The sequence below is a fragment of the Streptomyces sp. CA-111067 genome (assembly GCF_050956065.1).
Lineage (GTDB): Bacteria > Actinomycetota > Actinomycetes > Streptomycetales > Streptomycetaceae > Actinacidiphila.
In genome coordinates this window covers 1,829,796-1,855,950 of the sequence record NZ_CP192103.1, presented here as the reverse complement: position 1 = coordinate 1,855,950, position 26,155 = coordinate 1,829,796, and the positions used below count along the sequence as shown (strand labels likewise).

The 26,155-nt window shown below is 73.6% G+C and carries 23 protein-coding genes and 1 riboswitch; of the genes, 12 read left to right on the top strand and 11 right to left on the bottom strand.

What is annotated here, in order from left to right; genetic code table 11:
* Positions 1 to 122 precede the first annotated feature (122 nt).
* The 3 genes from ACQPW6_RS08105 to thiO all read right to left on the bottom strand — a co-directional run bounded on the left by ACQPW6_RS08105 (position 123) and on the right by thiO (position 2,300).
* Positions 123 to 878, bottom strand: coding sequence for a thiazole synthase (locus ACQPW6_RS08105; RefSeq protein ID WP_433894464.1), 756 nt, complete (start codon positions 876 to 878; stop codon positions 123 to 125).
* A 31-nt stretch (positions 879 to 909) separates the two neighbouring features.
* The gene (gene thiS / locus ACQPW6_RS08100; RefSeq protein WP_433894463.1) at positions 910 to 1,110 is read right to left on the bottom strand and encodes a sulfur carrier protein ThiS; all 201 of its coding nucleotides are present in this window, start codon (positions 1,108 to 1,110) and stop codon (positions 910 to 912) included.
* Between the two features lie 17 nt (positions 1,111 to 1,127).
* Positions 1,128 to 2,300: a glycine oxidase ThiO gene (gene thiO / locus ACQPW6_RS08095; RefSeq protein ID WP_433888861.1), complete on the bottom strand. Its 1,173-nt coding sequence runs from the start codon at positions 2,298 to 2,300 to the stop codon at positions 1,128 to 1,130.
* Positions 2,297 to 2,410, bottom strand: a riboswitch (TPP riboswitch). (Overlaps the previous gene by 4 nt.)
* 132 nt (positions 2,411 to 2,542) lie before the next feature.
* Here thiO and ACQPW6_RS08090 point away from each other — a divergent pair.
* From ACQPW6_RS08090 to ACQPW6_RS08070, 5 genes are all read left to right on the top strand, one after another.
* Positions 2,543 to 3,766 carry an NAD(P)/FAD-dependent oxidoreductase gene (locus ACQPW6_RS08090; protein ID WP_433888860.1) on the top strand — a complete coding sequence of 408 codons (1,224 nt, stop codon included), beginning with the start codon at positions 2,543 to 2,545 and terminating at the stop codon, positions 3,764 to 3,766.
* 67 nt (positions 3,767 to 3,833) lie between these two features.
* A complete protein-coding gene (locus ACQPW6_RS08085) occupies positions 3,834 to 4,208 on the top strand; it encodes an Rv2175c family DNA-binding protein (RefSeq protein WP_433888859.1) in 375 nt (124 codons plus the stop codon).
* 67 nt (positions 4,209 to 4,275) lie between these two features.
* Entirely contained in the window at positions 4,276 to 4,923 is a 648-nt protein-coding gene (thiE, locus tag ACQPW6_RS08080; protein ID WP_433888858.1) for a thiamine phosphate synthase, read from the top strand.
* A gap of 104 nt (positions 4,924 to 5,027) precedes the next feature.
* Complete coding sequence (gene metF, locus ACQPW6_RS08075; protein ID WP_433888857.1) at positions 5,028 to 5,945, top strand: methylenetetrahydrofolate reductase [NAD(P)H]; 918 nt, start codon at positions 5,028 to 5,030, stop codon at positions 5,943 to 5,945.
* A gap of 26 nt (positions 5,946 to 5,971) precedes the next feature.
* Entirely contained in the window at positions 5,972 to 7,078 is a 1,107-nt protein-coding gene (locus ACQPW6_RS08070) for a hypothetical protein (RefSeq protein ID WP_433888856.1), read from the top strand.
* Positions 7,079 to 7,118: 40 nt separating this feature from the next.
* On the opposite strand, the gene ACQPW6_RS08065 is transcribed toward ACQPW6_RS08070, so the two are convergent.
* The 4 genes from ACQPW6_RS08065 to ACQPW6_RS08050 form a co-directional block, all read right to left on the bottom strand.
* Positions 7,119 to 9,371: a terpene synthase family protein gene (locus tag ACQPW6_RS08065; RefSeq protein WP_433888855.1), complete on the bottom strand. Its 2,253-nt coding sequence runs from the start codon at positions 9,369 to 9,371 to the stop codon at positions 7,119 to 7,121.
* Between the two features lie 327 nt (positions 9,372 to 9,698).
* Positions 9,699 to 11,456, bottom strand: coding sequence for a phytoene desaturase family protein (locus tag ACQPW6_RS08060; protein WP_433888854.1), 1,758 nt, complete (start codon positions 11,454 to 11,456; stop codon positions 9,699 to 9,701).
* Positions 11,457 to 11,484: 28 nt separating this feature from the next.
* The gene (locus tag ACQPW6_RS08055; protein ID WP_433888853.1) at positions 11,485 to 12,087 is read right to left on the bottom strand and encodes a DUF4126 domain-containing protein; all 603 of its coding nucleotides are present in this window, start codon (positions 12,085 to 12,087) and stop codon (positions 11,485 to 11,487) included.
* Between the two features lie 394 nt (positions 12,088 to 12,481).
* Positions 12,482 to 13,096: a TetR/AcrR family transcriptional regulator gene (locus tag ACQPW6_RS08050; protein ID WP_433888852.1), complete on the bottom strand. Its 615-nt coding sequence runs from the start codon at positions 13,094 to 13,096 to the stop codon at positions 12,482 to 12,484.
* Positions 13,097 to 13,267: 171 nt separating this feature from the next.
* Between ACQPW6_RS08050 and ACQPW6_RS08045 the strand changes: the two genes are divergently transcribed.
* The 3 genes from ACQPW6_RS08045 to ACQPW6_RS08035 all read left to right on the top strand — a co-directional run bounded on the left by ACQPW6_RS08045 (position 13,268) and on the right by ACQPW6_RS08035 (position 15,247).
* Entirely contained in the window at positions 13,268 to 13,723 is a 456-nt protein-coding gene (locus ACQPW6_RS08045; protein ID WP_433888851.1) for an SAV_6107 family HEPN domain-containing protein, read from the top strand.
* 112 nt (positions 13,724 to 13,835) lie between these two features.
* Positions 13,836 to 14,606, top strand: coding sequence for a methyltransferase (locus ACQPW6_RS08040; RefSeq protein WP_433888850.1), 771 nt, complete (start codon positions 13,836 to 13,838; stop codon positions 14,604 to 14,606).
* Positions 14,607 to 14,842: 236 nt separating this feature from the next.
* Positions 14,843 to 15,247, top strand: a complete 405-nt coding sequence (locus ACQPW6_RS08035) for a DUF3040 domain-containing protein (RefSeq protein ID WP_433888849.1) — start codon at positions 14,843 to 14,845, stop codon at positions 15,245 to 15,247.
* Positions 15,248 to 15,412: 165 nt separating this feature from the next.
* On the opposite strand, the gene ACQPW6_RS08030 is transcribed toward ACQPW6_RS08035, so the two are convergent.
* From ACQPW6_RS08030 to ACQPW6_RS08015, 4 genes are all read right to left on the bottom strand, one after another.
* Positions 15,413 to 17,833 (bottom strand): transglutaminaseTgpA domain-containing protein, encoded by a 2,421-nt coding sequence (locus ACQPW6_RS08030; RefSeq protein WP_433888848.1) that lies wholly within the window; start codon positions 17,831 to 17,833, stop codon positions 15,413 to 15,415.
* Positions 17,830 to 19,389, bottom strand: coding sequence for a DUF58 domain-containing protein (locus ACQPW6_RS08025; protein WP_433888847.1), 1,560 nt, complete (start codon positions 19,387 to 19,389; stop codon positions 17,830 to 17,832). Before ACQPW6_RS08025 ends, ACQPW6_RS08030 begins: the two co-directional genes overlap by 4 nt.
* Complete coding sequence (locus tag ACQPW6_RS08020; protein WP_433888846.1) at positions 19,389 to 20,438, bottom strand: AAA family ATPase; 1,050 nt, start codon at positions 20,436 to 20,438, stop codon at positions 19,389 to 19,391. Before ACQPW6_RS08020 ends, ACQPW6_RS08025 begins: the two co-directional genes overlap by 1 nt.
* Before the next feature lie 140 nt (positions 20,439 to 20,578).
* A complete protein-coding gene (locus ACQPW6_RS08015; protein WP_433888845.1) occupies positions 20,579 to 21,121 on the bottom strand; it encodes a beta-class carbonic anhydrase in 543 nt (180 codons plus the stop codon).
* Between the two features lie 231 nt (positions 21,122 to 21,352).
* Between ACQPW6_RS08015 and mraZ the strand changes: the two genes are divergently transcribed.
* The 4 genes from mraZ (at position 21,353) to ACQPW6_RS07995 (ending at position 26,153) form a co-directional block, all read left to right on the top strand.
* Positions 21,353 to 21,793, top strand: coding sequence for a division/cell wall cluster transcriptional repressor MraZ (gene mraZ, locus ACQPW6_RS08010; protein ID WP_433888844.1), 441 nt, complete (start codon positions 21,353 to 21,355; stop codon positions 21,791 to 21,793).
* A gap of 257 nt (positions 21,794 to 22,050) precedes the next feature.
* Positions 22,051 to 23,040, top strand: coding sequence for a 16S rRNA (cytosine(1402)-N(4))-methyltransferase RsmH (gene rsmH / locus ACQPW6_RS08005; protein ID WP_433888843.1), 990 nt, complete (start codon positions 22,051 to 22,053; stop codon positions 23,038 to 23,040).
* On the top strand, positions 23,037 to 23,609 hold the full coding sequence (locus ACQPW6_RS08000; protein ID WP_433888842.1) for a septum formation initiator: 573 nt from the start codon (positions 23,037 to 23,039) through the stop codon (positions 23,607 to 23,609). The genes rsmH and ACQPW6_RS08000 overlap by 4 nt, the downstream gene beginning before the upstream one ends.
* Positions 23,610 to 24,065: 456 nt before the next feature.
* On the top strand, positions 24,066 to 26,153 hold the full coding sequence (locus tag ACQPW6_RS07995; protein WP_433894462.1) for a peptidoglycan D,D-transpeptidase FtsI family protein: 2,088 nt from the start codon (positions 24,066 to 24,068) through the stop codon (positions 26,151 to 26,153).
* The last annotated feature ends 2 nt before the right edge of the window (positions 26,154 to 26,155 follow it).

Below are 26,155 nucleotides of genomic sequence, written 5' to 3'. Positions count from 1 at the left end.
GGCCGAATACCTAGAGGACGAAGAGGGAAATCTCAGGCAGTTTCCGAACTGCCCGGTTGTGGATTCTTTAATTCCGGTTCCATAAGAACCCGGGGTTTTTGAATTCACAACGGCGGAGCCGGTCAGATGGGGGAGGAGGCCAGGGCGTAGTGGCGGCGGGGGATGCGGCCGGCCTGGTGGGCCAGCCGGCCGGCGGCCACCGCGTGCCGCATCGCCAGGGCCATCGTCGGCGGGTGCTGGGCGCGGGTCACCGCGGAGGCCAGCATCACGGCGGCGCAGCCGAGCTCCATCGCCTGGGCCGCGTCGGACGCCGTCCCGGCGCCCGCGTCCAGGATCACCGGCACCCGCGCCCGCTCGGTGATCAGCTGGAAGTTGTGCGGGTTGCGAATCCCGAGCCCCGAGCCGATCGGCGACCCGAGCGGCATGATCGCCGCACACCCGACGTCCTCCAGCCTGCGCGCGAGCACCGGATCGTCATTGGTGTACGGCAGCACCGTGAAGCCGTCGTCCACCAACGTCTCGGCCGCGTCGAGCAGTTCGACGGCGTCGGGCAGCAGCGTCCGCTCGTCGGCGATGACTTCGAGCTTCACCCAGTCCGTGCCGAGCGCCTCGCGGGCCAGCCGCGCGGTGAGCACCGCCTCGCCCGCGGTGAAGCAGCCCGCGGTGTTGGGCAGCACCCGGATCCCGTGCCGCCGCAGCACCGAGAGCACCGACCCCTTCGCGGCGGGGTCCAGCCGCCGCATCGCCACGGTGGTCAGCTCGGTGCCGGAGGCGACCAGCGCCTGCTCCAGGACCTCCAGGCTGGGCGCGCCTCCGGTGCCCATGATGAGCCGGGACGTGAAGTCGGTGCCGGCGATCCGCAGCGGGTCGGCGGCCACGCCGGTGTCCACGTGTTCGGTGTCCGGCACGTCAACCCCCCTGTACCGCGGTCAGGATCTCCACCCGGTCGCCGTCGGCGAGCGCGGTGCCGCCCCAACGCGTCCGGGGCACCACCGTGTCGTTGAGCGCGACGGCCACCCCGGACGGCGCCGAGGTGAGCGTCGCCACCAGCGCGTCCAGCGCCAACGGCGGTTCCAGGGAGCGTCGTTCACCGTTGACGAGAACCGTCATCGACCCCTCGGCGGCGCTCATACGGTCTGCTCCAATCGGGCGGCTGCGGCCGGACGGTCGAACCGGCTCGCGGCGAACGGCCGCGCGTAGTCAGGGAGTTCGCCGGAGGTCAGCACCTCGGCCATCACGTCACCGGTCACGGGGGTGAGCAGCACGCCGTTGCGGTGGTGGCCGGTGGCCAGCAACAGGCCGTCCAGCGCGGTCGGTCCGAGCAGCGGGGCGTTGTCGGGGGAGCCGGGGCGCAGCCCGGCGAGCATCTCGGTGAGCGGGAGTTCGGTGATGCCGGGCACCAACTCGTGCGCGTCCCTGAGCAGTTCGTAGACCCCGCCGGCGGTGACCGTGGTGTCCCAGCCGAACTCCTCGCTGGTGGCGCCGAGCACCAGCTCGCCGTTCTCCCGCGGCACCAGGTAGACGTGGCTGCCGCGGACCACCGCGCGGACCGTACGGGACAGGAACGGCGCGTGCGTGGGCGGGATCCGCAGCCGCAGGATCTGGCCCTTCACCGGGCGGACCGGCGGAGCCACGTCCTCCGGAACGCCCGCGATCCGGCCGCTCTCGCTGCCGGCGGCCAGTACCGTCGAGGCGGCGGCGATCTCGCGGCCGTCCGCGAGCAGCGCTCCGGTGGCCCGGCCGGCGGTGACGGTGACCCGGGCCACGGCGGACCGCAGGAAGACCACCCCGGCCAGCTCGGCTGCCCGCAGCAGCGCGCCGGCCAGCCGCCGCGGGTCCACCTGGTGGTCGCCGTCCACCCGCAGGCCGCCGCGGACGCCGGGCGCGAGCAGCGGTTCGAGGCGGCGGCACTCGCGGCCGCTGAGCCACTGGGTGCGCAGGCCCAACGACGTCTGGAACGCGTGCAGATCGCGCAGGTGCGCGCGGTCGTCGGCGTCCAGGGCGACGGTGAGGGTGCCGCAGGGGCGGTAACCGGTGTCGAGACCGGTGAGGTCGGTGAGTTCGGCGACGAAGTCGGGATAGCGGGCGGCCGACGCGGAGTTCAGCTCCAGCAGGGTCTGCTCGCCGTACTGCAACTCGGTGACCGCGGCCAGCATGCCCGCCGCCACCCGGGCGGCTCCGCCGCCGGGTTCGGGGTCGGCGAGGGCTGTGCGCACTCCGCGTTGGGCGGCGCGCCAGGCGGTGACCAGACCGATGATGCCGCCGCCGATGATGAGGGCGTCGAAATTTCGGGTGTGCATGGAACTGCGGCTCCTCCCTTCGCCGGCATGACCCGGATCAGGTTCCTACGGTCGGCGGCCCGCTCAGCCGCCCTCTCAGCCCGGTCCGCCGGGCTCCCGCGAGTGTTCGCTTGCGCCGGCCACTCTATCCCTGCCGCCGTCCGCCGGGGCCACGCCCCCGTTCGCCTGCCGGTGTGACGACAGAAAGCGGCGGCGCGCCCCACCTGGGCGGGTTCGCCTGGGGGGCGGGTTACCGTGAGCGGATGAGCGAGCGGAGCGCTGTGGTCATCGTCGGGGCCGGGATGGCCGGGGTGCAGACGGCGGTCGCGCTGCGCGAGCAGGGGTGGCGCGGATCGGTCACGCTGCTCGGCGACGAGCCGCACCCGCCGTACGACCGCCCGCCGCTGTCCAAGGCCGTCCTGCTCGGCGCCCTGGGCAGCGAACCCCTCGACGTCCGCTTCGACGTCGACTTCGACGCGCTCGGCGTCGACCTGCGGCTCGGCGTCCGGGCCGAGGCGCTGCGCGCGGAGGGACGGGAGCTGATCACCGACGCCGGCCCGCTGCCGTACGACGAGCTCGTACTGGCCACCGGCGCCCACCCGGTCGCGCTCCCGGGCAGCGCCGGCCTCCCCGGCGTCCACCTGCTGCGCACCCTGGACGACGCCGCCGCGCTGCGTCCCGTGCTGGCGGCCCGGCAGCGGATCGTGGTGGTCGGCGCGGGCTGGATCGGCGCGGAGTTCGCGACGGCCGCGCGGCAGGCGGGCTGCGCAGTCACCGTCGTCGAGGCCGCCGACCGGCCGCTGGCCGGAGTGCTGCCCGCCTCCGTCACCGCGCACATGCGGACCTGGTACGCCGAGGCCGGCGTCGAGCTGCGCACCGGCAGCGCGGTCGCCGCCCTCGAACCGGGCGCGGTGGTCCTCGCCGACGGCAGCAGGCTGCCCGCCGACGCGACCGTCGTCGGCATCGGGGTGCGGCCCGCGACCGGCTGGCTGGCCGGCTCCACCGTCGCGCTCGACCCGGACGGCGCCGTGCGCGCCGACGGCCGGCTGCGGACCACCGCCCCCGGCGTCCTCGCGGTCGGCGACTGCGCGTCCTTCCCGTCGGCCCGCTACGGGGTGCGGCTGCTGGTCCACCACTGGGACAACGCGATGCAGGGCCCGCGCACCGCCGCGGCGAACCTGGCCGGCGACGACCAGGTGTACGACCCGGTGCCGTACTTCTGGTCCGAGCAGTTCGGCCGGTTCGTGCAGTACGCCGGGCACCACGGCGACGCCGACACGATGCTGCCGCGCGGCGACCCGGCCGGCCCGGCCTGGTCGGTGTGCTGGCTGCGGGACGGCGTGCTGGTGGCGCTGCTGGCCGTCGGCCGGCCGCGCGACCTGGCCCAGGCGCGCAAGCTCATCACCCGGTCGGCCGTCCTCGACCCCGCGCTCGCCGCGGACCCCTCGGTGCCGCTGAAGTCCGCGCTGAAGTCCGCGCCGCGCTGACCCGCGGGGATCGCGATTCGCGCCACTGGCGGCAGCGGTTGTCGGTGCGGAGTGGCACGCTGTTCCTGTGACTGTTTTCTCGTCTGTTGACGCAAAGATTGACGCTCTCGTCCCCTCGTGGCTCACGCTGCCCGAGGTCGCCGAGCGGCTCGGACTCGACATCACCCGGATCCGGCCGCTCATCAAGGAGGGCAGCCTGCTCGCGGTCCGCCGCGGGGAGAACAAGGTGCTGATGGTCCCGGCGGACTTCGTCGGCGACGGCGCGATCACCAAGGGCCTGGCCGGCACGCTGACCGTCCTGAAGGACGACGGCTTCTCCGACGAGGAGGCGCTGGAGTGGCTGTTCACCGCCGACTCCACCCTCCCCGGCACGCCCGCCCAGGCGCTGCGCGAGAATCGCGGGACCGAGGTGAAGCGCCGCGCGCAGGCGCTCGCCGTGTAGCCCGTACGATTCCGCCGCGCGCGCCGGTCCGGTGCGCGCGGCGCGACGCCCCAGGGGAGCCGACCGTATGACCAGCACCGTTCGTGAGCGGCTCGCCGACGCCCGGCTCTACCTGTGCACCGACGCCAGGGCGCAGCGCGGTGATCTCGCGGAGTTCGCGGACGCCGTGCTCGGCGGCGGGGTCGACGTGATCCAGCTCCGGCAGAAGGGCATCGAGGCCCGCGAGGAGCTCGCGGCACTGGCTGTGCTGGCGGACGCGTGCCGGCGGCACGGGGCGCTGCTCGCGGTCAACGACCGGGCCGATGTGGCGCACGCGGCGGGCGCTGACGTGCTGCACCTCGGGCAGGGGGATCTGCCGGTGCCCGCGGCGCGGGCGCTGCTGGGGGAGCGGGTGCTCATCGGACGGTCCTGCCACGCGGAGGCGGAGGCCGCCGCGGCGGCGGCCGAGCCCGGCGTGGACTACTTCTGCACCGGGCCGGTGTGGCCGACCCCCACCAAGCCGGGACGCCCGGCGCCGGGCCTCGACCTGGTGCGTCACACCGCCGGGCTCGGCGCCGAGCGGCCGTGGTTCGCGATCGGCGGGATCGACGCGGCGAACCTCCCCGAGGTCCTCGCCGCGGGCGCCACCCGCGTGGTGGTGGTCCGCGCCCTCACCGAGTCCCCCGACCCCGCGTCAGCGGCCGCCGCCCTGTCCGCCGCCCTCCGCTCCGGCTGACCTCCGGCCGGGGGTGTCCAAGGGGCGGACGGAGGAAGGGATGAAACCGGGCATATTTATGCGGGTGGTGACGCTCGGTCGCCGCACCGGGCTAGCCTGCATACATGGCCATGGGGACTTCATCCACGCGCACGGACCGATCGGTCACCATCCGTGACCTCCTCGCGTCCGGGCAGCGTTCGTACTCCTTCGAATTCGGCGCGCCGAGGACCGAGAAGGGCGAGCGGACGCTGTGGAACGCGATCCGCCGGATCGAGGCGGTCCGGCCCACCTTCGTGTCGGTCACGTACGGTGCCGGCGGGTCCTCCCGGGACGGCACGCTGCGGGCCACCGACCGGATCGTGTCGGACACCACCCTCACCGCCTGCGCGCACCTCACCGCGGTCAACCACTCGGTCGCCGAGCTGCGCAACGTCATCGGGCAATACGCGGACGCCGGCATCCGCAACATCCTCGCCGTGCGCGGCGACCCGCCCGGCGACCCGCTCGGCGAGTGGGTGCCGCACCCGGAGGGCGTGACGTACGCGGCCGACCTGGTGCGGCTGATCAAGGAGTCCGGCGACTTCTGCGTGGGCGTGGCCGCGTTCACCGAGATGCACCCGCGCTCCACCGACCCGGCGCAGGACACCCGGCACTTCCTCGACAAGTGCCGGGCCGGCGCCGACTTCGCCATCACCCAGATGTTCTTCGACGCGGACGACTACCTGCGGCTGCGCGACCGGGTGGACGCGGCCGGGTGCAGCACCCCGATCATCCCCGAGGTGATGCCGGTCACCAACGTCCGGCAGATCGAGCGCTTCTCCCAGCTCGGCAACGCCCCCTTCCCCCCTGACCTGGCCGCACGCATCCTCGCGGTACAGGACGATCCGGCCGCCGTCCGGGCGATCGGCATCGAGTTCACCACCGAGATGTGCCGAAGGCTGCTGGCCGAGGACATTCCGGGGCTGCACTTCATTACTCTTAACCACTCCACCGCATCGCTGGAGATCTACGAGAACCTCGGGCTGCACCAGCGGTTGTGACGGGCTCTAGGTGAGGAAGTGGGCACATGGGCTTCTCGGTGCTCTACATCGCGTTCGGCATTGTCGCGCTGTGGCTGCTCGGTGAGGTACTGCTGCAGTTCAAGGCGCGGCTGCGCTGGCGGCTGCTCGCCTTCGCCGGCTTCATGGGGGTGGTCGTCGGCGTCTACCAGCGGAACGTGGTCATCATCTCGCTCGGCGCGATCTGCTTCGGCACCGGGCAGGCCCTGGTGACGCTGTCCTACAAGCGCGGCTTCTCCACCGGCTGGGCGCTCGGCGGCCGGCCCGGCTCCAGCCGCCGCCGCAGGGCCGGCGGGCCGCGGGCCGAGCAGCCCGCGCTCGAGGTCACCCCGGTCGAGGAGGACGGCTTCCCGGCCGTCTCGCCCGACATCGACTCCGACGCCGACGTGCTGGCCGCCCGCGCCCGGGCCGGCTCCCAGGAGCTGCTGGACGCGGACGACGACGTCTTCCAGCCCGTCCCGATGCGGGACGACAGCGGCGAGTACCCGGTCTACGACGGCCAGTCCACGTACACCCCCGACCCGTACACCAGCGGCGGCTACGAGGGCTACGGCGCCCACGGCTACGCGGGCTGGGGCGGCGAGCAGCAGCAGCCGGCCGCGGCCTCGTACCCGTACGAACCGGGGTACGACCAGTCCGGCTGGGGGACCGGCCAGCAGCCGGCCTACGGCTACGAGCAGGGCACGGGGCAGGGGTCCGGGCAGGGCCACGAGCAGCAGCAGGACCCGTCCTACGGCGGGCAGCCGCAGCCCACCTCCTACGGCTACGGCTACGAGACCCAGGGCGGCGGCGACGGCTGGCAGGGCCAGCAGCAGTACGAGCAGCCGCAGGGCCAGCCGTACGAGCAGTCGCAGCAGTCCCAGCAGGCCCAGCAGCCGGCCAGGGACGACGACCCGTACGGCTACGCCTACCCCTACCAGCCCGAGCACCAGGACCAGCCCTACCAGCCGTACATCCCGCACCAGCAGAACCAGTCGCCGTACGAGCAGCAGCCCTACGGCCAGCAGCCGTACGCACAGGGGCCTTACGAGCCGCAGCACGCCGAGGAACAGCAGGAGGAGCCGTACGGGCAGCAACCGCAGTACGCCGACCCGTACGACCCCTACCGCTACTGATACCGCTACTGACGGCCCGACCGGGCCGCCGGCGGCCCGGTCAGCCCCTCCCGGCCATGCCCAGCAGTGACGGCAGCCGGGCCGCGTACGTGCCGAGGCCCGCCGGGGTGCCCCAGGGCGCGGGCAGCACGGTGCGGGCCGACGGGAAGTGCTTCAGCAGCGCGGCCTCCTCGTAGCGGTGGCAGCCCTCGTGCCAGGTGAGGATGCCCGACAGCCAGTTCCGCAGCTCCTGCGCGTAGCCGCCGAGCGCCGTCCTGGCGCCCTCGTCGAGGTCGAACTCCTCGAAGAGCGTGGGCAGTTGAGTGTCGGTGATGTACTGGAACTCCGCCATCCTGGCCGCCATCAGGTCGCCGACGATGTTCATCGCCTCCTGCGGCCCGCAGTCCAGGAAGTTCTGCACCACCAGCACCGCGTTGTGGATCTCGCCCTCGAACTCGATCTCCTTCTGGTACGAGAAGACGTCGTTGGTCAGGCAGGCGAAGTCCATGGCGGCCAGCTCCATCGCGCGCACCGGGCTGGACCGGTAGACCTCGTCGGACAGCGCGCCGGCGTGGCCGATCCGCGACAGGCTCATGGTCAGGTCGGAGCCGAAGGTCTGCCGCCGCATCTCGATGTAGTCCACCGGGTCCGGGATGCGGTTCTGCTTCTGGTTGGCCACCTCCCACAGCCAGCTCTCGCACATGTCCTCGATCGAGGTGCGGAACCGGCGCCGCGACCCGGCGTCCATCGGGCCCGCGGTGCGCTGCCACAGGTCGGCCAGCGAGCGTTCCAGCGCGGTCAGCGGCGGCGGGCTCGGCTCCCCGTCCAGCGGCATGAACAGCTTGAACCGGTCGGTGGTGACCCGGGCCGCCGACATGTCCGACCCCCGGCCGAAGACGATCGGGTAGTAGTCGTCGCCGTAGGTGCCCCAGGTCAGCCAGTCGGTGGTCAGGTCCAACTGGTCCTGCTCGGCGTCCGGGTGGATGCCGGCCGCGCACAGCGCGAAGTCGTAGGCGACGAGCTTCTCCTCGTTCCACAGCCCGCCGGGCACCGGGAAGCCGGGCTCGGGGCCGAGCAGGCCCATCCGCCGGCCCCACTCCAGGTTGTGCTGCCGGGCGCCCTCCAGGTGCGGGCTGAGCGTGGTGGGGAACGGCATGGTGATCGGCGCCCGCTCCACCCAGCCGACCTGCTGGTGCGGGACGTTGCTGAAGCTGCGGGCCCGCTGCGGCATGGTGTCCGCCAGCGAGGTGAGGACGGTGGCCGCCGAACTGCCCAGGCCGGTGGGGCCGCCGAGGGTGCCGGTGACCGAACGCGCGCCGTCCACCGCGCCGTTCATGTAACGGCTTGAACGCATGTGCCACTCATGTCCGCCGGACTGCCAGTCCTGCAGGCCCTTGACGTAGCCGAAGACCGCGAGCCGCTCCTGCGGGGTGATCGCGAACTGCTCGAACAGCGGCTCCACCTCGGTGAACGCGGTGTGCTCGAACTGCTGCAGCCGGGAGGTCAGCAGGTCGTTGACCCGGTCGGCGGCCTGCTGCGGGCTCAGCCCCAGGAAGCGTTCGAGCACCAGGACGGCGTTGGACAGCTCGCCCTCGTCCTCGATCTCGCGCTGGTACGAGAACAGGTCGTTGCGCAGGTGCACGCTGTCGGCGAAGCAGTCGCGCAGCACCCGCATCGGTCGGCTGCCGGCGATCACGCCCGGCACCTCGGCGCCGGCCGCGTGCTCGATGAGGTTGGCCGACCAGGGCGCGCCGCCGACCTTGCGGCGCATCTCGATGTACTCGATCGGGTTGGCGACCCGGCCGGCGCTGATGTTGGACAGCTCCCACAACGACTCGTTCAGCAGGTCGCGGGTGCTCTCGTGGAAGCGGCGCCGGAAGCCGTCCGACATCCGCGGCACCGTCCTGGCCCACAGGTCCTTCAGCCCGGCCTCCACCTGGTTGGTCGGCTCGGGCACCTCCTGCGCCGGGTCGACCGGCATGAAGGCGGGCAGCCGGTCCAGGTACGCCTTGGCGCCGGGCATGTCGGGGTCGCGCTTGAAGATGTCGAGGAAGTGGTCGTCGAAGAAGAACACCCACACGTACCAGTCGGTGACCAGGTCGAGTTCGGGTCCTGAGGCATCGGGATGGGTGTAGGCGCACAGCAGTGCGTAGTCATGCGAGTCGAGATCGGACTCGACCCAGATGCCGGAGCCTTCGAGCATGTCCATATCGCGGGCCCAGGCCTTGGTATGGGCCCTGGCCCGCTCAAGATGCGGGTTCAGCCGTGCCGGGTACGGCACGTAGAACCGGGGGAGTTCGAAGGGTTGCGGCATCTGGGTACGGCCTTCCGCTCGGCGATCACCACCTTTCACGCTAGGTGGCGGCGGTTCGGTGCCGACAGGGCGCAACGGGCTTTTCCGCCCGATCAGTTGAATTCGGGCGGGCGGTAGATTAACGATCTTGGGAGCGGGTTCGGGGGCAAGGCGGGCCCCTGCGCGGGGCTCGCGCCGGCTGCGCCCGGGGCTCGCGCTAGGCGCGCTCAGCGGCTCGTGGCGGGTGCGCCCGGGGCCCGGGGTTCGCGCCGGGTGCGCCCCGGGGCCCTCGCCGGGTGCGCTCAGCGGCTCGCGCCGGCTGCGCCCCGGGGTTCGAGTCCGGTGCGCTCAGCGGCTGCCGCCGGGGCCGCCCGCGATCAGGTCGGCGACGATCGCCCCGGACATCCCCGCGTGCGGCAGCCCGCCGCCCGGGTGCGCCCAGCCGCCGACGAGGTAGAGCCCGCGCAACGGCGCGCGGTTGGCGGGGCGCAGCAGCGCGCCGGCCGCGCCGGCCAGGGCCGGCCCCGGCACCGAGCCGCCGGGGGCGCCGGTCTCCCGCTCGGTGTCGGCGGGGGTGCGCACCTCGCGCCACAACTCCCGTTCCGCCAGGTCCGGTACGGCCGCCAGCGCGGCGGCGACCACCCGGTCGGCGAAGCCGCCGGCCACCCCGGCCGCCTCCCAGTCCACCGCCCCGGCCCCGCCGCCGGCCGCGTGCGGCGGCACGACCGCTTGCAGGGTGACGGCCTCATGGGCGTCGTCGGGCCGCAGCGCCGGATCGTCCGGCCGCAGCACGGTGACGGTGGGCCCGCCGACCGCGGGCCCGAGCCCGGTTGCGGGCGCGGCCCCATCAGCCGAACGCCCGCTGCGGGAGCCGCCGTTCGCCGGACCGAGGCCGGTTCCCGGCTCCGCGGCCGAACGGCCGCCGCGGGCGCGGTCGTTCGCCGGCCGGCCGGTGGACCGGCCGGAGTCCGCGGACCGCGCGGCGGGGCTGCCACTGATCGCGGACTGCCCTGTGCGGGAGCCACCGTTCGCCGTCCGGCCGGTCCGGCGGCCGCCGCCCGGCGCGCCGTTCGCCGCCGGCCCGTCCTGGAACGTCCACGCCAGGTCGGCCGTGCGGTCGGCGGCGTGGACGACGGTGCGGTGGACGGTGTTCGCGGGCCGGGGGCCGCGCAGCGCCAGGTGGACGGTGAAGCGGCCCGGCGGCGGGGCGGCGGAAGAAGCGTCCGGGGACGGGACGGCAGGGGGGAGCGGTGCGCCCGCGACCACGAAATCGGCCTCGAAGACGCTGCCGTCGGCGAGTTCGACGCCGGCCGCGCGGCCGTCCTTGTCCAGCACGCCGGTCACCTCCGCGCCGAAGCGGAACTCCACCTTGCGGGCGAGGCACCGCTCGTAGACCGCGTCGGCCAGTGCCCGGATGCCGCCGGCCACGTACCAGACCCCGAACGTCTGCTCCACGTACGGCAGTACGGCCGCCGCGGCCGGTACCGTCCGCGGGTCGAAGCCGTACCCCAGCGGGTAGCTCTCCAGCAGCGCCGCCAGCCGCGGATCGCGCAGCTCGCGCTGCGCCACCCCGGCGAGCGTCGCCGGGGGCGCGGTGCGGCGCAGCAGTCCGCGCCGGGCGGGCAGCGGATACGGGTCGCGGCCCAGCGGCCCCGTGTCGTCGGACAGCGCGTCCTCCAGGAGCGGCCTGCGGGTGGCCTCCCAGACCTCGCGGGCCCTGACCATCACCTCGCTCCACCGCTCGCCGCTGCCGGCCCCCAGGGCCCCGTCCAGCGCCTCGATGACCCCGGAGCGGGAGGCGTTGGGCAGCGCGACCGCCGTGCCGTCGGCGAAGACATGGCGGCTGGCCGGATCGGTCTGGGTGAGCGAGACGCTGTGCTCCAGGGTCTCCCGGCCGGTCTTGACGAACAGGTCCCGGTAGACGGCGGGCAGCAGCAGAAGGCCGGGCCCCGTGTCGAACCCGAAGCCGTCCCTGGCCAGCCGTCCGACGCCGCCGCCGTAGCCCGCCGCCCGCTCATGGACGACCACCCGGTGGCCGCCGGTCGCGAGCCGGGCCGCCGCCGCCAGCGCCGCCATACCCGCGCCGATCACCGCAATCCGTGCCATGCCACGGACCTTATCGGCGCGGCCCCGCTCAGGTGGGCGCCGGGGTGCCGCGCCGGGCGGCCCTGCGCTCGCGGCGGCGGCGCAGGAAGCGCCTGATCCGGGAGACCAGGAAGGTCAGCGTGACCAGGCCGAGCACCAGCAGCGTTCCCGCGATGATCGCGGCCGGCAACGGGTGGTACAGCGCGAAGACGACGATCCCGGTGACGCCCAGATCCTCCGTGAGGCTGAGCAGGATGTTGCTGAACGGCTCCGGCGAGGTGTTGACCGCCATCCTGGTGCCGGCCTTGACCAGATGGCTGGTCAGCGCCGACGAGCCGCCGATCGCGCCGGCCGCCAGGTCGGGCAGCGAACCGTCGTGCCCGGCGAGCAGTGCGGCCACCACCGCGCCGGAGACCGGCCTGACCACCGTGTGCACGGTGTCCCACGCGGTGTCCACGTAGGGGATCTTGTCGGCGACGGCCTCGCACAGGAACAGCAGCGCGGCGGCGGCCAGTACGTCGCCGCGCTGGAGCGACGCGGGCACCGCGTCGGTCATCCCGGTGCGGCCCGCGAGACCCAGCACCAGCAGCACGGCGTAGGCGTTGATCCCGCTCGCCCAGCCGCTGGTGAAGACCAGCGGGAGTACGGACATGGCACCGCACCCTAGCGAACGGCCGCCGCGGCGCGGGAAGATCGCTGCCTGTCGGCGCGAACCTGTGACCTCTTCGCCGTGTGAAACCACTCGGATATGAGTACGGATACCTAGGCGCCTGGTTGAGTATCCGCGCGGATGGCCGTGCCGCGCGGAAACGGCAGAGTGGAGCCTGCGGAAGGGATGCTGCCGGAACCGCCGGCACGGGGCGGCGGAGTTGGCCGTGTCCCGGAAGTGAACGGGGGTTCGCACGGGGGGATGCGCTGTTCTGGTCAGGTCCGCGGGGGAGCGAGCCGGACCAGAACAGCGCTCCCGGAATCCGCGCATGGGCCTGGGCCCGCGCTCGGGCTTGAACCGGGGCCTGGGTTTGAACCGCGGCCCGCGCGCCCGGAGTTCAGGGCCTGGCCACGGCCCCGCTGACCCGCCCCTGGAGCAGCCGGGAGAGCGCGGCGTGCACCTCGTCGATGCTGCGTTCCGGCTGGAACGCCTGCCAGTCGAGCGCCGCCACCAGCACCATGCCGAACAGCGCGGACGCCGTCAGCGGCACGTCGAGCTCGTCGCTCAGCTCACCGGCCGCCACCGCCTCGCCCAGCACCTGCTCGACCACCGCGACCGCCTGCTGCCGGACCTTGGCCAGGGTGTCCTGCCAGGTGCGGTTGGTGCGCCACAGCTCGGCCACGTACAGCTGGGTGAACGACGGGTACCGGACGATGAACAGCAGCCCGGCGCGGATCATCGCGTCCAGCGCGTCCACCCGGCTGCCGCCGCGGGCCGCCACCCGGTCCGCGGCCTCCCGCAGCGAGCCGGTGAGGAGGCCGACGCCGTGCCGCAGCAGCTCCTCGAAGAGGTCGTTCTTGCTGGCGAAGTTGTAGTAGACGGTGCCTTTGGCGACGCCGGCCCGTTCGGCGATCTGGTCCACCGTGGTGGCGGAGAAGCCCTGTTCTGCGATGAGGGTGACAGCGGCCTCGTAGAGCTTGCGGCGGGTGGCCTGACGTCGTGCGGTGGTCATGGCGACGATTCTGCCTCGCGCCGGCGGGCATGTTTCACCGATGTTGCCGAAGTGGACCGGTCTCAGCCAACGAGTGACGGCGTCTCAGCGGGCGGACGGGGCGGGCCGGGCCCGGGGCCGATTGTCAGTGGTGCCCGGCACCATGGGACGTACGGAGAAAGGAGGCTCGACATGGCTGCTCCCGCCAATGACATCCATCCTGTGCTGCGCCGCGCCACCGCGTCGCCCGCGGCACTCGACCTGCTCACCCAGGCCCACCTCGGAATCGACGAGGCTGCCGCGCTGGAGACTCCGCACGAGCGGTTCGCGACCGCGCACCTTGCCGCGTTGCGGGCCGCCGCGGCGGTGCTCGCCGTGCGCGGCAGGCCCGAGGACACGCCCCGGCGGCGGGCCAGGATACGCAGCGTGTGGGAGGTGCTGCCGGAGATCGCTCCCGAACTCGCGGAGTGGGCCGCGCTCTTCGCCTCCGGCGCGGAGCGCCGGGCCCGGGCCGAGGCGGGAATCCCCGCCGCGGCCGGAGCACGCGAGGCGGACGACCTGCTCCGCGACGCGAGCATGTTCCTCCGCCTCGTGGAACGCCTCCTGCGCCTCCACCCGGTCCCGTCCTCCCGCCTCCCCCTCGCATAGCGGCCGGACCCCGGCGAGGCCGCGCCCCGGCCGGGGAGCGTGCCCGGGCGGGGGCGGCCGGGGGCCTAGAGTGGCCTTGGAAAGTGTTGTCGCGCGGTAGGAGCCGGTCGTCATGGCCCGTCAAGGAGGGGTGGATCCGCTCCGCCCCCGTGCCAGCTTGCGTACCGCCGTGGTGTGGGAGATCCTCCGCGGCGCACTCGAAGGGCGCGCCAAAACCGCGGACCGGCCCGTGCTCGACGTGCTCGACACCGGCGGCGGCACCGGCAACTTCGCCGTACCGGTCGCCCGCCTCGGCCACCGCGTCACCGTCGTGGACCCCAGCCCGGACGCCCTCTTCGGCCTGGAGCGCCGGGCCGCGGAGGCCGGCGTCACCGACCGGGTCACCGGCGTGCAGGGCGACATACACGGCCTGCTCGACGTCGTCACCCCGGCCGGCTACGACATGGTGCTGTGCCACGGCGTGCTCGAATACGTGGACGACCCGGCGGAGGGCGTGCGGAACGTGGTGGGCGCGCTGCGGCCGGCCGGCTCGCTCAGCCTGCTCGCCGCCGGCCGCGGCGGCGCCGTACTGGCCCGCGCCCTCGCCGGGCACTTCGCGGAGGCCCAGCACGCCCTGGGTGACCCGGACGGCCGATGGGGCGACGGCGACCCGCTGCCCCGCCGCTTCACCTCCCAGGAGCTGAGCCTGCTGGTCGAGGAGGCCGGTCTGCGGGCCGCCTCGGTGCACGGGGTCCGGGTCTTCGCCGATCTGGTGCCCGGCGTCCTGGTGGACACCGAGCCCGGCGCCCTGGAGGCGCTGCTGCGGCTGGAACTGGCCGCGGCCGAGGAACCCGGCCTGCACTCCGTCGCCACCCAGCTGCACGTGCTGGGCGAGCGCGGCTGATCCCCGGCGCCCCGCGGGCCCGGGCCCGCGGGCCCGCGACGGCCGCAGCGGAGTCGGTCACAGCGCCGCCCGAAGCGTCATTCCTGACCGTATGCTGGCATGACGTAAGGGTGGACGGGGAATGAGTGCCCCGTCGGATTGGCGCAGTGGGGCGGGTTTCACAGGGGCGATTCCCTGCCTATCCTTGTAAGGGGTCGGACAGGTCGCCTCGTGCGACCGACGAGTAGGAGGTCGCCGTGCCGCTCTCGGAGCATGAGCAGCGCATGCTCGAGCAGATGGAGCGAGCGCTGTACGCCGAAGATCCCAAGTTCGCGTCGGCACTCGAGGGAAGCGGGCTGCGCACGTTCACCCGGCGGCGCGTCTACCAGTCGGTAGCGGGCTTCCTGGTGGGTGTCGCGCTGCTCATGGGTGGCGTGATCGCGGACCAGATCTGGATCGGCGTAGTGGGCTTCCTCGTCATGCTCGCCTGCGCGGTGGTCGCCGTGACGGGCTGGCGCAAGGCCGGCAAGCCGGGTGAGCAGCCACCGGCGGTCGCGGGCCGCCGCATCGGCCGCCGCCATCAGCACCAGCCCCGCCGGGGCAAGGTCATGGACCGGATCGAGGAGCGGTGGCAGCGCCGCCGCGACGAGCAGGGCCAGTAGCCGGCCGGTAACCGCAGCCACACACGCCGAAGGGGCGGGAATCCCACCAGGGATTCCCGCCCCTTCGGCGTGCGCTCCGCGAGAGCCCCGCTGGGCCCCGCCGGAAACGTTGCCCGCGGCGACCATGCCCGCCGGGCGCAGCCCCGCCCGCCGGGCCCGGCTCCCTCAGGAGCCCTGGCGGGACCACCTGCGCCGCAGGGAGTCGGGCGTGAGGCGCTGGGTGACGGCGGTCAGCCGGGTGGCCAGGGCCGACCAGCGGGCGGAGAGCTGCCACATCACCCGGGCGGACGAACGCGGCAGCAGCGTGGCGCGCAGCCGCCCGCGGCGGTTCGCCGAGTCGTGCAGCCCCGTGCGTACCTGGCGGACCTCCGCCGCCAGGCCCTGGACCGGCTGCGGTCTGGGGGCGTAGAGCGTCTGCTCCACGGCGGTGGCCAGCGCGGTGGCCGACGAGGCCGCCGGGCCGCTGAGGCCGCCGTCCTGGACCAGCCGGGCCATCGCCCGGCGCGGGGTCTCCGAGCCGTCCGGCGGGATGCCGTAGTCCCAGCCGGTGTCGAGCACCTCGTGCCAGGCGGAGATGGCCGGCGGTGGGCCGCCCAGCCTGCTCCGGCCGCCGCCGAGTCTGGCGGCCCGTACCCGGGTCCGCCACAGCAGCGGCAGCAGCGGCACCAGCAGGATCAGCGCGGCGAGCAGCACGATCAGCGCCACCCGGCCGCTGCCGAAGCCGCCGCCGCCCGAGCCGCCCGAGGCCACCGCCGCGTTGCTGCTGCACACGCTCGGGTCGTGGGCCTGGGCCGGGCAGGTGGAGCTGGGCGTGGGCTTGGGCGCCACGGTGGCGCCGTTGCCCTGCGGGCCGGTGTCCCGCGGTGAGTCGGTGCCCGAGGGGGCGGTGGACTGGGTGTACGAGGGAGGCGAACCGCGGTAGGGCGTGGGCTCGAACCGGGTCCAGCCGATCCCCTCGAAGTACAGCTCCGGCCAGGCGTGCGCGTCCTTGAAGCCGACCGACATCATGCCGTTCTGCGACTCCGAGCCCGGGGTGAAGCCGACCGCCACCCGGGCCGGGATGCCCAGCGTGCGGGCCATCGCCGCCATGGTGAAGGCGAAGTGCACGCAGAAGCCCTGCTTGGTCTGCAGGAACCGGGCGATGGCGTTCACACCGGTGCCGGACTGCGCCTGGGTGTTGTACTGGAAGATGCCCGACGTGGCGAAGTACGACTGGAGGTCCACGGCCCGCTGGTAGTCGTTGGTGGCGCCGCGGGTGACCTGGAGCGCGGTGTCGTGCACGATCTTGGGCAGCGAGTCGGGGACCTTGGTGTCCTGCTCGGCGATCTGGCCGGTGGGCTTCGGTGCCGCGGCCAGCTGGGCGGCCGTCGGCTGCACGTCCATGCTGGTCACCTGGTAGTTGATCCCGGACGTGGTCTGGCCGTGCTCACCGACGATCATGCGGTCGTTCGGCTGGTACCGCCAGTCGCCGTCCACGTTGACCTTCAGCGCGGGGTAGGGCATCGGCAGCCAGCCCTGCCCGTAGTTGCTGTCGACCCGCACCGAGGTGTTGACCTTGGTGTAGTTCACGCCGGCCGCCTGCCCCTGGGGAGGCGGCAGCTCGGCGGGGACGTCCTGCTTCTCGTCCTTGGCGACCTTCCACTCGGTGCCGTCGAACTGGTCGAGTGCCACGATCCGCAGGTACATGTCGGAGGTGGACTTGGCGTCGGTGCGGTAGGTCAGCACCTCACTGTCGTCGGGCTGGTTCAGGTAGTCCTGGAGCGCCACGTCCGGCCGTACCGCCGTGCTGCCGCCGCCGATGCCGGTGCCGGAGCCCGTGCCGTTCTTGCCGGTGTCGAGCAGGCCGCCGCTGAGCGAGGGCAGCACGGCGGGCAGGATCAGCGCGATGCCCAGGGCCATCACCCCGATCCGGCGGCCGGTGCGCACCGGCGCCAGCGGGGAGCCGTCGGAGGAGGACCCGGCCAGGCCGCCCCAGCCGGAAGGCGCCGGGCTGCCGCCGAACACCCGGCCCCAGCGGGAGAGCCGGTCCCGGCCCTCGGCGAGGAGCAGCAGCAGGTAGCCGCAGGCGGCGATCAGGAAGTACAGCCACTGGGTGCCGCCGGTGGCCAGGCCGGCCGCGACCGAGTACAGCGCGAGCAGCGGCAGTCCGGCCGGCGCCGCGCTGTTGTACGTCACGGCTATCGCGTCCACCGCGAGGGCGATCACCAGCACGCCGCCGACCAGCAGGATCCTGATCCCGGGGGTCACCGGGGCCGGGATCGCGAAGTTGCTGACGTCGTTGAGGCCGTCGTGCACCAGGTCGCTGAGCCGCACGAAGGCGCTCGGCCCGGGAATGATGCCGCCCAGCGCCTGGTGGGAGGCGAACATGACGGTGAGCACCAGCAGCGAGACCAGGGCCTGCGCCAGTACCGTCAGCGGCCTGGCCAGCGGCACCCGGCGGGCCGCGGCGCCCACGCAGGACTGCAGGATCACGCACAGCAGCGCCCGGAACATCCAGCCGCTGGGGGTGGCGAGCGGCAGCAGCGAGCAGGCGGCCATCAGCGACGCCGCCGCCGCACACACCGTCAGCCGCGCTCGTCCGCTCATGACTTCGCCCCCGCTTCGTACTGCCCTTCCGGAGACTCTTCCCGCACGCGATAACGGTCGGCCATCCGCCACAGTTCCGGCAGCGCGTCGCCGGCCCGTACCTCGACCACGGTCCAGCCCGCCTCGCGCAGCATCCGCACACCGCGCTGGGTGCCGTCCTCCTCGGGCTCCTCGGCCTGCGGCGGCTCGTCCGGCGCGTCGGGGTCGACGGCCTCGCGGGCCAGCCAGTCGTCGCTGTCGAGGACGAACGCGATGGCGCTGCCGGCCCGTTGCCGCATCCGGCCGACGCTCAGCGCCTGCTCCTCGTCCAGGTCGCCGAGCAGCGCCACCAGCAGCCCTTCGGTGGCCGAGCGCAGCACGTCGTAGGCGGCGGACAGCGACTCGCCGTCGGAGTGCTCGACCACCGCGAGGGTGTCGAGCAGTACGCCCGCCATGTCCGAGGAGTCGCCGCCGAAGCCGGCGGTGCCCTCGGGGCCGGGCACGCTGCTGCCGGTGTCGGTCAGCAGCCGTACGGCGTAACCGCGTTCCAGCATGTGGGTGGAGATCGACGCGGCGGCCGACACCGCCCACTCGAAGGCCGAGTCGGGCCCGGCGCCGAAGTACCCGATGCCACGGGTGTCGAGCAGCACGGTGCAGCGGGCCCGGTGCGGCTGCTCCTCGCGGCGCACCATCAGCTCGCCGTACTTGGCGGTGGACCGCCAGTGCACCCGGCGCAGGTCGTCGCCGTGCCGGTAGCCGCGCGGGATCACGTCGTCCTCACCGGCGAAGGCCAGCGCGCGGGTACGGCTCTCGCCGTACCCGTTGGCCTCGCCGGCCAGCCGCACCGCGGGCAGCGCCTCGACCCGCGGTACCACGGTGAGGGTGTCGAAGGAGCTGAACGAGCGGGTCAGCTCGCACATCCCGAACGGGTCGGTCAGCCGCAGTTGCAGCGGCCCCAGCGGGTAGCGTCCCCGCAGGTCGGAGCGCACCCGGTAGGACACCTCGCGGTGCCCGCCGGGCTCCACCCGGTCCAGGACGAACCGCGGGCGCGGGCCCAGTACGTACGGCACCCGGTCCTGGAGCATCAGCAGCCCGGTGGGCATCCGCGAGACGTTGTCCACCCGCAGGTGGACCCGGGCCTCGGACATCGCCGGCACCCGGGACGGCGCCAGCCGGCGGCTGCCGGCCACCCGGTAGCGGGTGCGGTAGAGCACCGCGACGCAGACCACCGGCAGCACGGCGAGCAGCAGCCCGACCCGCAGCAGGTCGGACTGGCCGAGTACGTAGGCGCATATGGCGGCGGCCACGCCGGCCGCCACGAAGGACCGGCCGCGGGTGGTGAGCCCGCCGAGCGCGGCACGGAAGCCGTTGCCGCCGCCCTGCTGCCGGCCGCCGGACTCGCCGGGGCCGGCCGAGGAGGACGGTCCTGGGCCGGCCGCCGGCTGCCCGGTCCTGGGCGGCGCGGGCTGCTGCTGGTACGGCTGCGCCTGCGGCCGGTGCTGCTGATGGTGCGGCGGCGGCCGGTGCGGCGGTTGTGAAGGGGGCGGGGGAGGGCCCGCCGCTGCGGCGGGCGCCATCACAGCTCCCGTGCTACCGGCGTGCCCTGCGGGCGGGGCGGCTGCTGCGGCCAGCCCCCGCCGGGAGTGGCGCCGCCGCCCGCGGACGGATCCGGCACCGGCACCCGCTGCACGATCTCGGCGACCACCTGCTCGGGGGTGCGCCGGTTCAGCTGCGCCTGCGCGGTGGGCAGCAGCCGGTGGGCGAGCACCCCGGCGGCCAGCGTCTGCACGTCGTCGGGCAGCACGTAGTCGCGCCCGTCGAGCGCCGCCGAGGCCCTGGCCGCCCGCACCAGGTGCAGGGTGGCCCGGGGCGAGGCGCCGAGCCGCAGGTCGGGGTGCGCCCGGGTGGCGGCGACCAGCGCCACCGCGTACCGGCGTACCGGGTCGGCCACGTGGACCTGGCGGACGGCCTCGATCAGCTTGATGATCTCGTGCGCGTGCGCCACCGGCTGGAGGTCGTCGAGCGGCGAGGCGCCGCTGTGCACGTCGAGCATCTGGAGCTCGGACTCCGCGCTCGGGTAGCCGATCGACACCCGGGCGGTGAAGCGGTCGCGCTGCGCCTCGGGCAGCGGGTAGGTGCCCTCCATCTCCACCGGGTTCTGGGTTGCGATCACCATGAACGGGCTGGGCAGCTCGTAGGTGGTGCCGTCGATGGTGACCTGGCGCTCCTCCATCGACTCCAGCAGCGCGGACTGGGTCTTGGGCGAGGCGCGGTTGATCTCGTCGCCCACCACGATCTGCGCGAAGATCGCGCCCGGCTTGAACTCGAAGTCCCGCCGCTGCTGGTCGTAGACGCTCACACCGGTGATGTCGGAGGGCAGCAGGTCGGGCGTGAACTGGATCCGGCGCACCGAGCAGTCGATCGACCGGGCGAGCGCCTTGGACAGCATCGTCTTGCCGACCCCGGGAACGTCCTCGATCAGCAGGTGCCCCTCGGCCAGCAGAACGGTCAGTGCCATCCGCACGACCTCGGGCTTCCCCTCGATCACGCTCTCCACACTGCGGCGCACCCGTTCCGCGACCGAGGTCAGATCGCTCAGATGTGTGCCTGCGTCAAAGGTCGTCACCCGGTACTCCTCGGCCTGTTCTTAGGGACGCGGTCATCCCTGGACCGGCCCTCCCCTCAACGCGCCACGCTCGTCAGGACGAAGACGTGCCGCACGTTGCATTGTGTCCCGCCGCGGCACGTCACGTCACTCGGCTGCCGTTACTTGTTCGTGATTTCCCGCAGCAGGCCGCTGTGCACATTGAAGACGAAACCACGCACATCGTCGGTGTGGGGGAGGAAGGGGGAGGTGCGGACCCGGTTGATCGACTGCCGGACATCCTGGTCGATATCGGTGAAAGCCTCCACCGCCCAGGTGGGCCGCTGGCCCACTTCCTGCTCCAGTTCGGTGCGGAAGTCCTCGGTGACGGTCTGCATGCCGCAGTTGGTGTGGTGGATCAGTACGACCGATCGCGTACCCAGGGCGCGCTGGCTGATGGTCAGCGACCTGATGGTGTCGTCGGTGACCACGCCGCCTGCGTTGCGGATCGTGTGGCAGTCGCCCAACTCCAGGCCAAGGGCCCTGTGCAGGTCGATGCGGGCGTCCATGCAGGCGACGACCGCGACCTTCAGCGCGGGGGCGGCGCCCAGCTTCGGGGCGACGAACTCGGTGGCGTACTTGCGGTTGGCCTCGACAAGGCGGTCGGTAACGGACGCGGCGGAGGTCAAGGACGGCTTGGCGGAACCGCTGGCTGGTATCGACATGTGTCTGACGTTAAGGCCCCCGGGGTGCGGACACCTGTTGTGAGATCCGACGAAACAAGTAAAAAAACCCGTCGATCTCAGGATGTGTGACGTAAACCACACGGGTTCGACGGGTTCAGAGCCCCGCGACCCGCGGGGTGCGCGGGGGACGCGCCCGCGCAGACCGTCGTTGACGGTGGGGCTTAGTGGAGTAAAGTGGCGCGAAGTGGTGCCGTCTGCGGGAGGTGTGCCGTGTTCCTGGGATTCCTCGGGACGTACACCCCGCGGCTGGACGACAAGAACCGGCTGGTGCTGCCGGCCAGGTTCCGTGAACCGCTGGCCGACGGCCTGGTGATCACCCGCGGGCAGGAGCGCTGCCTGTGCGTCTGGTCGGCCGCGGGCTTCAAGGCCGCCACCGAGCAGCTGTCCGCCGCCCCGCTGACCTCCAAGCCCGCCAGGGACTACCTGCGGGTGCTCTTCGCCGGCGCCCATGACGAGGTGCCGGACAAGCAGGGCCGGGTCACCGTGCCGCAGCCGCTGCGCGAGTACGCCGGCCTGGTCAGAGACTGCGCGGTGATCGGCGCCAACACCCGGGTGGAGATCTGGTCGGCGACGGCCTGGGAACGCTATCTCGCGGCGCAGGAAGACACCTTTTCGGCCCTGTCCGAGGAGGTTCCGCCCGGATTACTGTGAGCGCGGCCCCGCGACAGCACGTCAGCGGCACCGCGCCTCCACCCACGTGTCCCGCGCGCACCAGGCGCGCGTCCGCCGGGTGGACGTATGGCTCGGCCTCCTCCCGCTCCCCGTTCCGCTGGCACCACTTCCCCGGTGCCAGGGGGACATCATTCTCCGAGCGGGCGGGGACCCGGTCCTGCGTCCGGCGCCGGCGGCCGGCCGCGCCGCCACCGGCGGAGCCAGTGGTACCAGCGGCACCATCCGAGAAGGGCGACATGAGCGACACCTCAGCGCAAGCACAGCCGGAGCCGCCGGGACCGCGGCACGTCCCGGTGATGCTGCGGCGCTGCCTCGACCTGCTGGCGCCCGCCCTGGCCGCGCCCGGCGCGGTGGTGGTGGACGCCACCCTCGGACTCGGCGGCCACAGCGAGGCGCTGCTCAGCACGTTCCCCTCGGCCCGGCTCATCGGCATCGACCGCGACCCGCAGGCGCTGAAGCTCTCCGCGGAGCGGCTGGCGCCGTTCGGCGACCGGGCCACCCTGGTGCACGCGGTCTACGACGAGCTGCCCGACGCCCTGGAGCAGCTGGGCATCGCCCGGGTGCAGGGCGTGCTGTTCGACCTCGGCGTGTCCTCCATGCAGCTCGACGAGGCCGGGCGCGGCTTCGCCTACGCGCAGGACGCCCCGCTGGACATGCGGATGGACCAGAGCACCGGGATCAGCGCGGCCGAGGTGCTGAACACCTACCCGCCGGGCGACCTGGTGCGGATCCTGCGCGCCTACGGCGAGGAGAAGTTCGCCCGCAAGATCGTGGACGCGGTGGTGCGGGAACGGGAGCGGGAGCCGTTCACCGACAGCGCCCGGCTGGTCGAGCTGATCAGGAACGCGCTGCCGCAGGCCGCCAAGCGAACCGGCGGCAATCCGGCCAAACGCACCTTCCAGGCGCTGCGGATCGAGGTCAACGGGGAGCTGGCGGTGCTGGAGCGGGCCATCCCGGCGGCGGTGGCGGCGCTGGCCGTCGGCGGCCGGATCGCCGTCCTGGCCTACCAGTCGCTGGAGGACCGGCTGGTCAAGCAGTCCTTCGCGGCCGGCGCGTCGAACACCGCGCCGCCCGGTCTGCCGGTGGTGCCCGAGCAGTACCAGCCGCGGCTGAAGCTGCTGACCCGCGGCGCGGAGCTGCCCGGCGAGGACGAGATCTCCGGGAACCGGCGGGCGGCGCCGGCCCGGCTGCGGGGCGCGGAGCGGATCAGGGAGGACCTCAGGTGACCGCCGCCCGCCGGCCGCGGTCCGCAACCGCGGCCCGGATGCCGTTCGTCCTCCTGATCGTGACACTCCTCGCGGGTGGCCTGATCTCGCTGCTGCTGCTGAACGCCGCGGTCAACAGCGACTCCTTCAAGCTGGACAAGCTCGACAAGGAGACGACGGGGTACACGGACGAGCAGCAGGCGCTCCAGCAGGAGGTGGACCAGTACGGGGCGCCCGGCTCGCTGGAGCAGCGGGCCCGCGAGCTGGGCATGGTGCCCGGCGGCAACCCGGCCTTCCTCGGCCCCGACGGCAAGGTCCACGGCAGCCCGGAGGCCGCCACGGCCCCGCCGCCCCCGCCGACCACCCCACCACCGACGACGCCGCCGCCGGCCACCCCGACCGGCACGGGGACCCCGCCGGCGAAGCCGGCCGATGCCCCGGCCACGAACACCACCGCGGGCAAGCCCCCCGCCGGCACCGCTCCGAACACGAACACCGCCGCCCATGCCCCGGCCGCCGGGACCGGTCAGCCGGCCACCGCGCCGGCCACGACGCCCGCCACCCCGCCGGCCACGACGCCCGCCAGGTGACCCGTTGACCCTCCACCCCGCACCCCAGACCCGGAGGACCCCCAGGTGACCCCTCGCCGCGACGACGCCCCGCGCGACCCGCGCCGCCGCCCCCGCCCGCCCGGCGAACCCGGCGACGAGCGGCGCGGCGAGGGCGCGGACGCCGAGCGCCGCCGCGTCCGCCGCGAGCCGGGAGACGGCCGCATCCGCGAAGGCGAACGCCCCCGGCCGCCCCGCCGGTCCGCCGAGGGCCGTTCCGGCGAGGGGCCCGACGCCGAGCGCCGCCGGGTGCCGCGCGCATCGGGAGAGGGCCGTTCCCGCGAGGGCACGGACGCCGAGCGCCGCCGGGTGCCGCGCGCATCGGAGGAGGGCCGTTCCCGCGAGGGCGCGGACGCCGAGCGCCGCCGGGTCCGGCGCGAGTCGGCCGACGGCCGTGCCCGGGACCCCGAACCGCGCCGCGCGCCGGCCGGCGGGCGGATCCGGGAAGGTGAACGCCCGCGTGCGCCCCGCCAGTCGGGTGAGGGCCGGGCTCCGGCCGCCCCCCGGCGGTCGGAGCTCTCCCGGCAGGCGGCCGAGCGGCGCTCCGGGCGGGCCGGCGGGCAGTCCGGCCGGGACGGCGGCCGTGACCAGCGCCGCGACGCCGGGCGCGATCCCCGGCGGGCCGGGCGGCCCGCTCCCGTACGGCCCCGCCGCCCCGGCCCCAGACTCGTACGGCTCGGCCGGCCGCGGCCCCGGCTGCGGCTGGTGGGGGTAGCACTCACCCTCGTGATGTCGGTCTTCGTCGTGCGGCTGCTCCAGGTGCAGGCGGTGGACGCGTCCGCCTACGCGGGCAAGGCCGCCGTCAACCGCTGGGTCACCCATGACGTCACCGCCGACCGCGGCACCATCACCGACCGCTCGGGCGTGGACCTGGCCGCCACCGTCGACGCGTACGACATCACCGCCGACCCGTACCTCTTCACCCCGGCCCAGACCAAGGTCAAGGACGCCCCGCAGCAGGCCGCCGAGCTGCTCGCGCCGATCGTCGGCGGCGACCCGACGGTGATCGCCAAGCAGCTGGCCACGCCCGGCTCGCGCTACCAGATCATCGCCCACCAGCAGTCGCCGCAGGCGTGGAACCAGATCAAGGACCTCAAGCAGGCGTTCGCCGACAAGGCGGAGAAGCACCAGGGCGCCGACGTGCTGGCCGGCGTCTTCGACGTGCCGCACACCAAGCGGGTCTACCCGGCCGGCGACCTCGCCGCCGGCGTCATCGGCTTCGTGAACAGCTCCGGCGCGGGCGGCGGCGGCCTGGAGTCGATGCTGAACAAGGAGCTGGCCGGTACCGACGGCAAGATCCGCTACGCCCAGTCCAACGGCCGCCAGGTGCCCACCGCCGGCGGCCAGGAGCACCCCGCGGTGCCGGGCTCCGACGTGCAGCTCACCCTCGACCGGGACATCCAGTGGGCCGCGCAGACCGCCATCACCGAGCAGGTGAAGAAGTCCGCGGCCGACCGCGGCTATGTGATCGTCCAGGACTCCAGGACCGGCGAGGTGCTGGCGATGGCCGACGCCCCCGGCTACGACCCCGGCGACCTCGCGCACGCCGACCCGCGCGCGCTGGGCAACGCGGCGATGCAGGACGCCTACGAGCCCGGCAGCGTCAGCAAGCTGATGTCGATGTCCGCCATCCTGGACACCGGCACCGCCACCCCGACCACCCGGGTCACCGTCCCCGGCACGCTGCCGCGCGCCGACCGGATCTTCCACGACGACGTGGACCACGGCACCTGGTACCTGACGCTGAACGGGGTGCTGGCCAAGTCCAGCAACATCGGCACCATTCTGGCCAGCGGCCAGCTCGGCAAGACCCAGCCGCAGGCCAACAAGGTGCTGTACTCGTACCTGAAGAAGTTCGGCATCGGCGACCCGACCGGCATCGGCTTCCCCGGCGAGACCCCCGGCATCCTGGCCAAGCCGCAGGACTGGAACGCCTCGCAGCAGTACACGATCCCGTTCGGCCAGGGCCTCTCGGTCAACGCGCTGCAGGCCACCTCGGTCTACTCCACCATCGCCAACGGCGGTGTCCGGGTGGCGCCGACGCTGATCCGCGGCACCACAGGCCCTGACGGCCGCTATGTGCCGGCCGACCCGCCCAAGAAGACCCGGGTGGTCAGCGAGCAGACCGCCAAGACGCTGTCCACCATGCTGGAGTCGGTGGTCGGCGACGAGCAGGGCACCGGCATCAACGCCCGGATCCCCGGCTACCGGGTCGCCGGCAAGACCGGTACGGCCAACCGGGTGGACCCGGTGACCGGCCGCTACAAGGGCTACACCTCGTCCTTCCTGGGCTTCGCGCCCGCCGACAACCCGCGGATCACGGTCTCCTGCGTGATCCAGAACCCCACCAAGGGCAGCTACTTCGGCGGCTCGATCTGCGGCCCGGTCTTCAAGCAGGTGATGGAGTTCTCCCTGAAGTCGCTGCGCGTGCCGCCGTCGGGCAACCCCGCGCCGAACCTGCCGATCACCTTCGACCCGTCGGAGCCCGCCGCCCCCGGCACCTCCGTCACCCCCAAGGCGCGGTGATC

Excerpts from the sequence above, each read along its gene's own strand:
- thiE (WP_433888858.1), top strand. The coding sequence starts at position 4,276 with ATGACCAGCACCGTTCGTGAGCGGCTCGCCGACGCCCGGCTCTACCTG.
- thiO (WP_433888861.1), bottom strand. The coding sequence starts at position 2,300 with ATGCACACCCGAAATTTCGACGCCCTCATCATCGGCGGCGGCATCATC.
- ACQPW6_RS08045 (WP_433888851.1), top strand. The coding sequence starts at position 13,268 with ATGGCTGCTCCCGCCAATGACATCCATCCTGTGCTGCGCCGCGCCACC.
- ACQPW6_RS08040 (WP_433888850.1), top strand. The coding sequence starts at position 13,836 with ATGGCCCGTCAAGGAGGGGTGGATCCGCTCCGCCCCCGTGCCAGCTTG.
- ACQPW6_RS08065 (WP_433888855.1), bottom strand. The coding sequence starts at position 9,371 with ATGCCGCAACCCTTCGAACTCCCCCGGTTCTACGTGCCGTACCCGGCA.
- metF (WP_433888857.1), top strand. The coding sequence starts at position 5,028 with ATGGCCATGGGGACTTCATCCACGCGCACGGACCGATCGGTCACCATC.
- ACQPW6_RS08060 (WP_433888854.1), bottom strand. The coding sequence starts at position 11,456 with ATGGCACGGATTGCGGTGATCGGCGCGGGTATGGCGGCGCTGGCGGCG.
- ACQPW6_RS08055 (WP_433888853.1), bottom strand. The coding sequence starts at position 12,087 with ATGTCCGTACTCCCGCTGGTCTTCACCAGCGGCTGGGCGAGCGGGATC.
- rsmH (WP_433888843.1), top strand. The coding sequence starts at position 22,051 with ATGAGCGACACCTCAGCGCAAGCACAGCCGGAGCCGCCGGGACCGCGG.
- ACQPW6_RS08015 (WP_433888845.1), bottom strand. The coding sequence starts at position 21,121 with ATGTCGATACCAGCCAGCGGTTCCGCCAAGCCGTCCTTGACCTCCGCC.
- ACQPW6_RS08090 (WP_433888860.1), top strand. The coding sequence starts at position 2,543 with ATGAGCGAGCGGAGCGCTGTGGTCATCGTCGGGGCCGGGATGGCCGGG.
- ACQPW6_RS08025 (WP_433888847.1), bottom strand. The coding sequence starts at position 19,389 with ATGGCGCCCGCCGCAGCGGCGGGCCCTCCCCCGCCCCCTTCACAACCG.
- ACQPW6_RS08050 (WP_433888852.1), bottom strand. The coding sequence starts at position 13,096 with ATGACCACCGCACGACGTCAGGCCACCCGCCGCAAGCTCTACGAGGCC.
- ACQPW6_RS08070 (WP_433888856.1), top strand. The coding sequence starts at position 5,972 with ATGGGCTTCTCGGTGCTCTACATCGCGTTCGGCATTGTCGCGCTGTGG.
- ACQPW6_RS08030 (WP_433888848.1), bottom strand. The coding sequence starts at position 17,833 with ATGAGCGGACGAGCGCGGCTGACGGTGTGTGCGGCGGCGGCGTCGCTG.
- thiS (WP_433894463.1), bottom strand. The coding sequence starts at position 1,110 with ATGACGGTTCTCGTCAACGGTGAACGACGCTCCCTGGAACCGCCGTTG.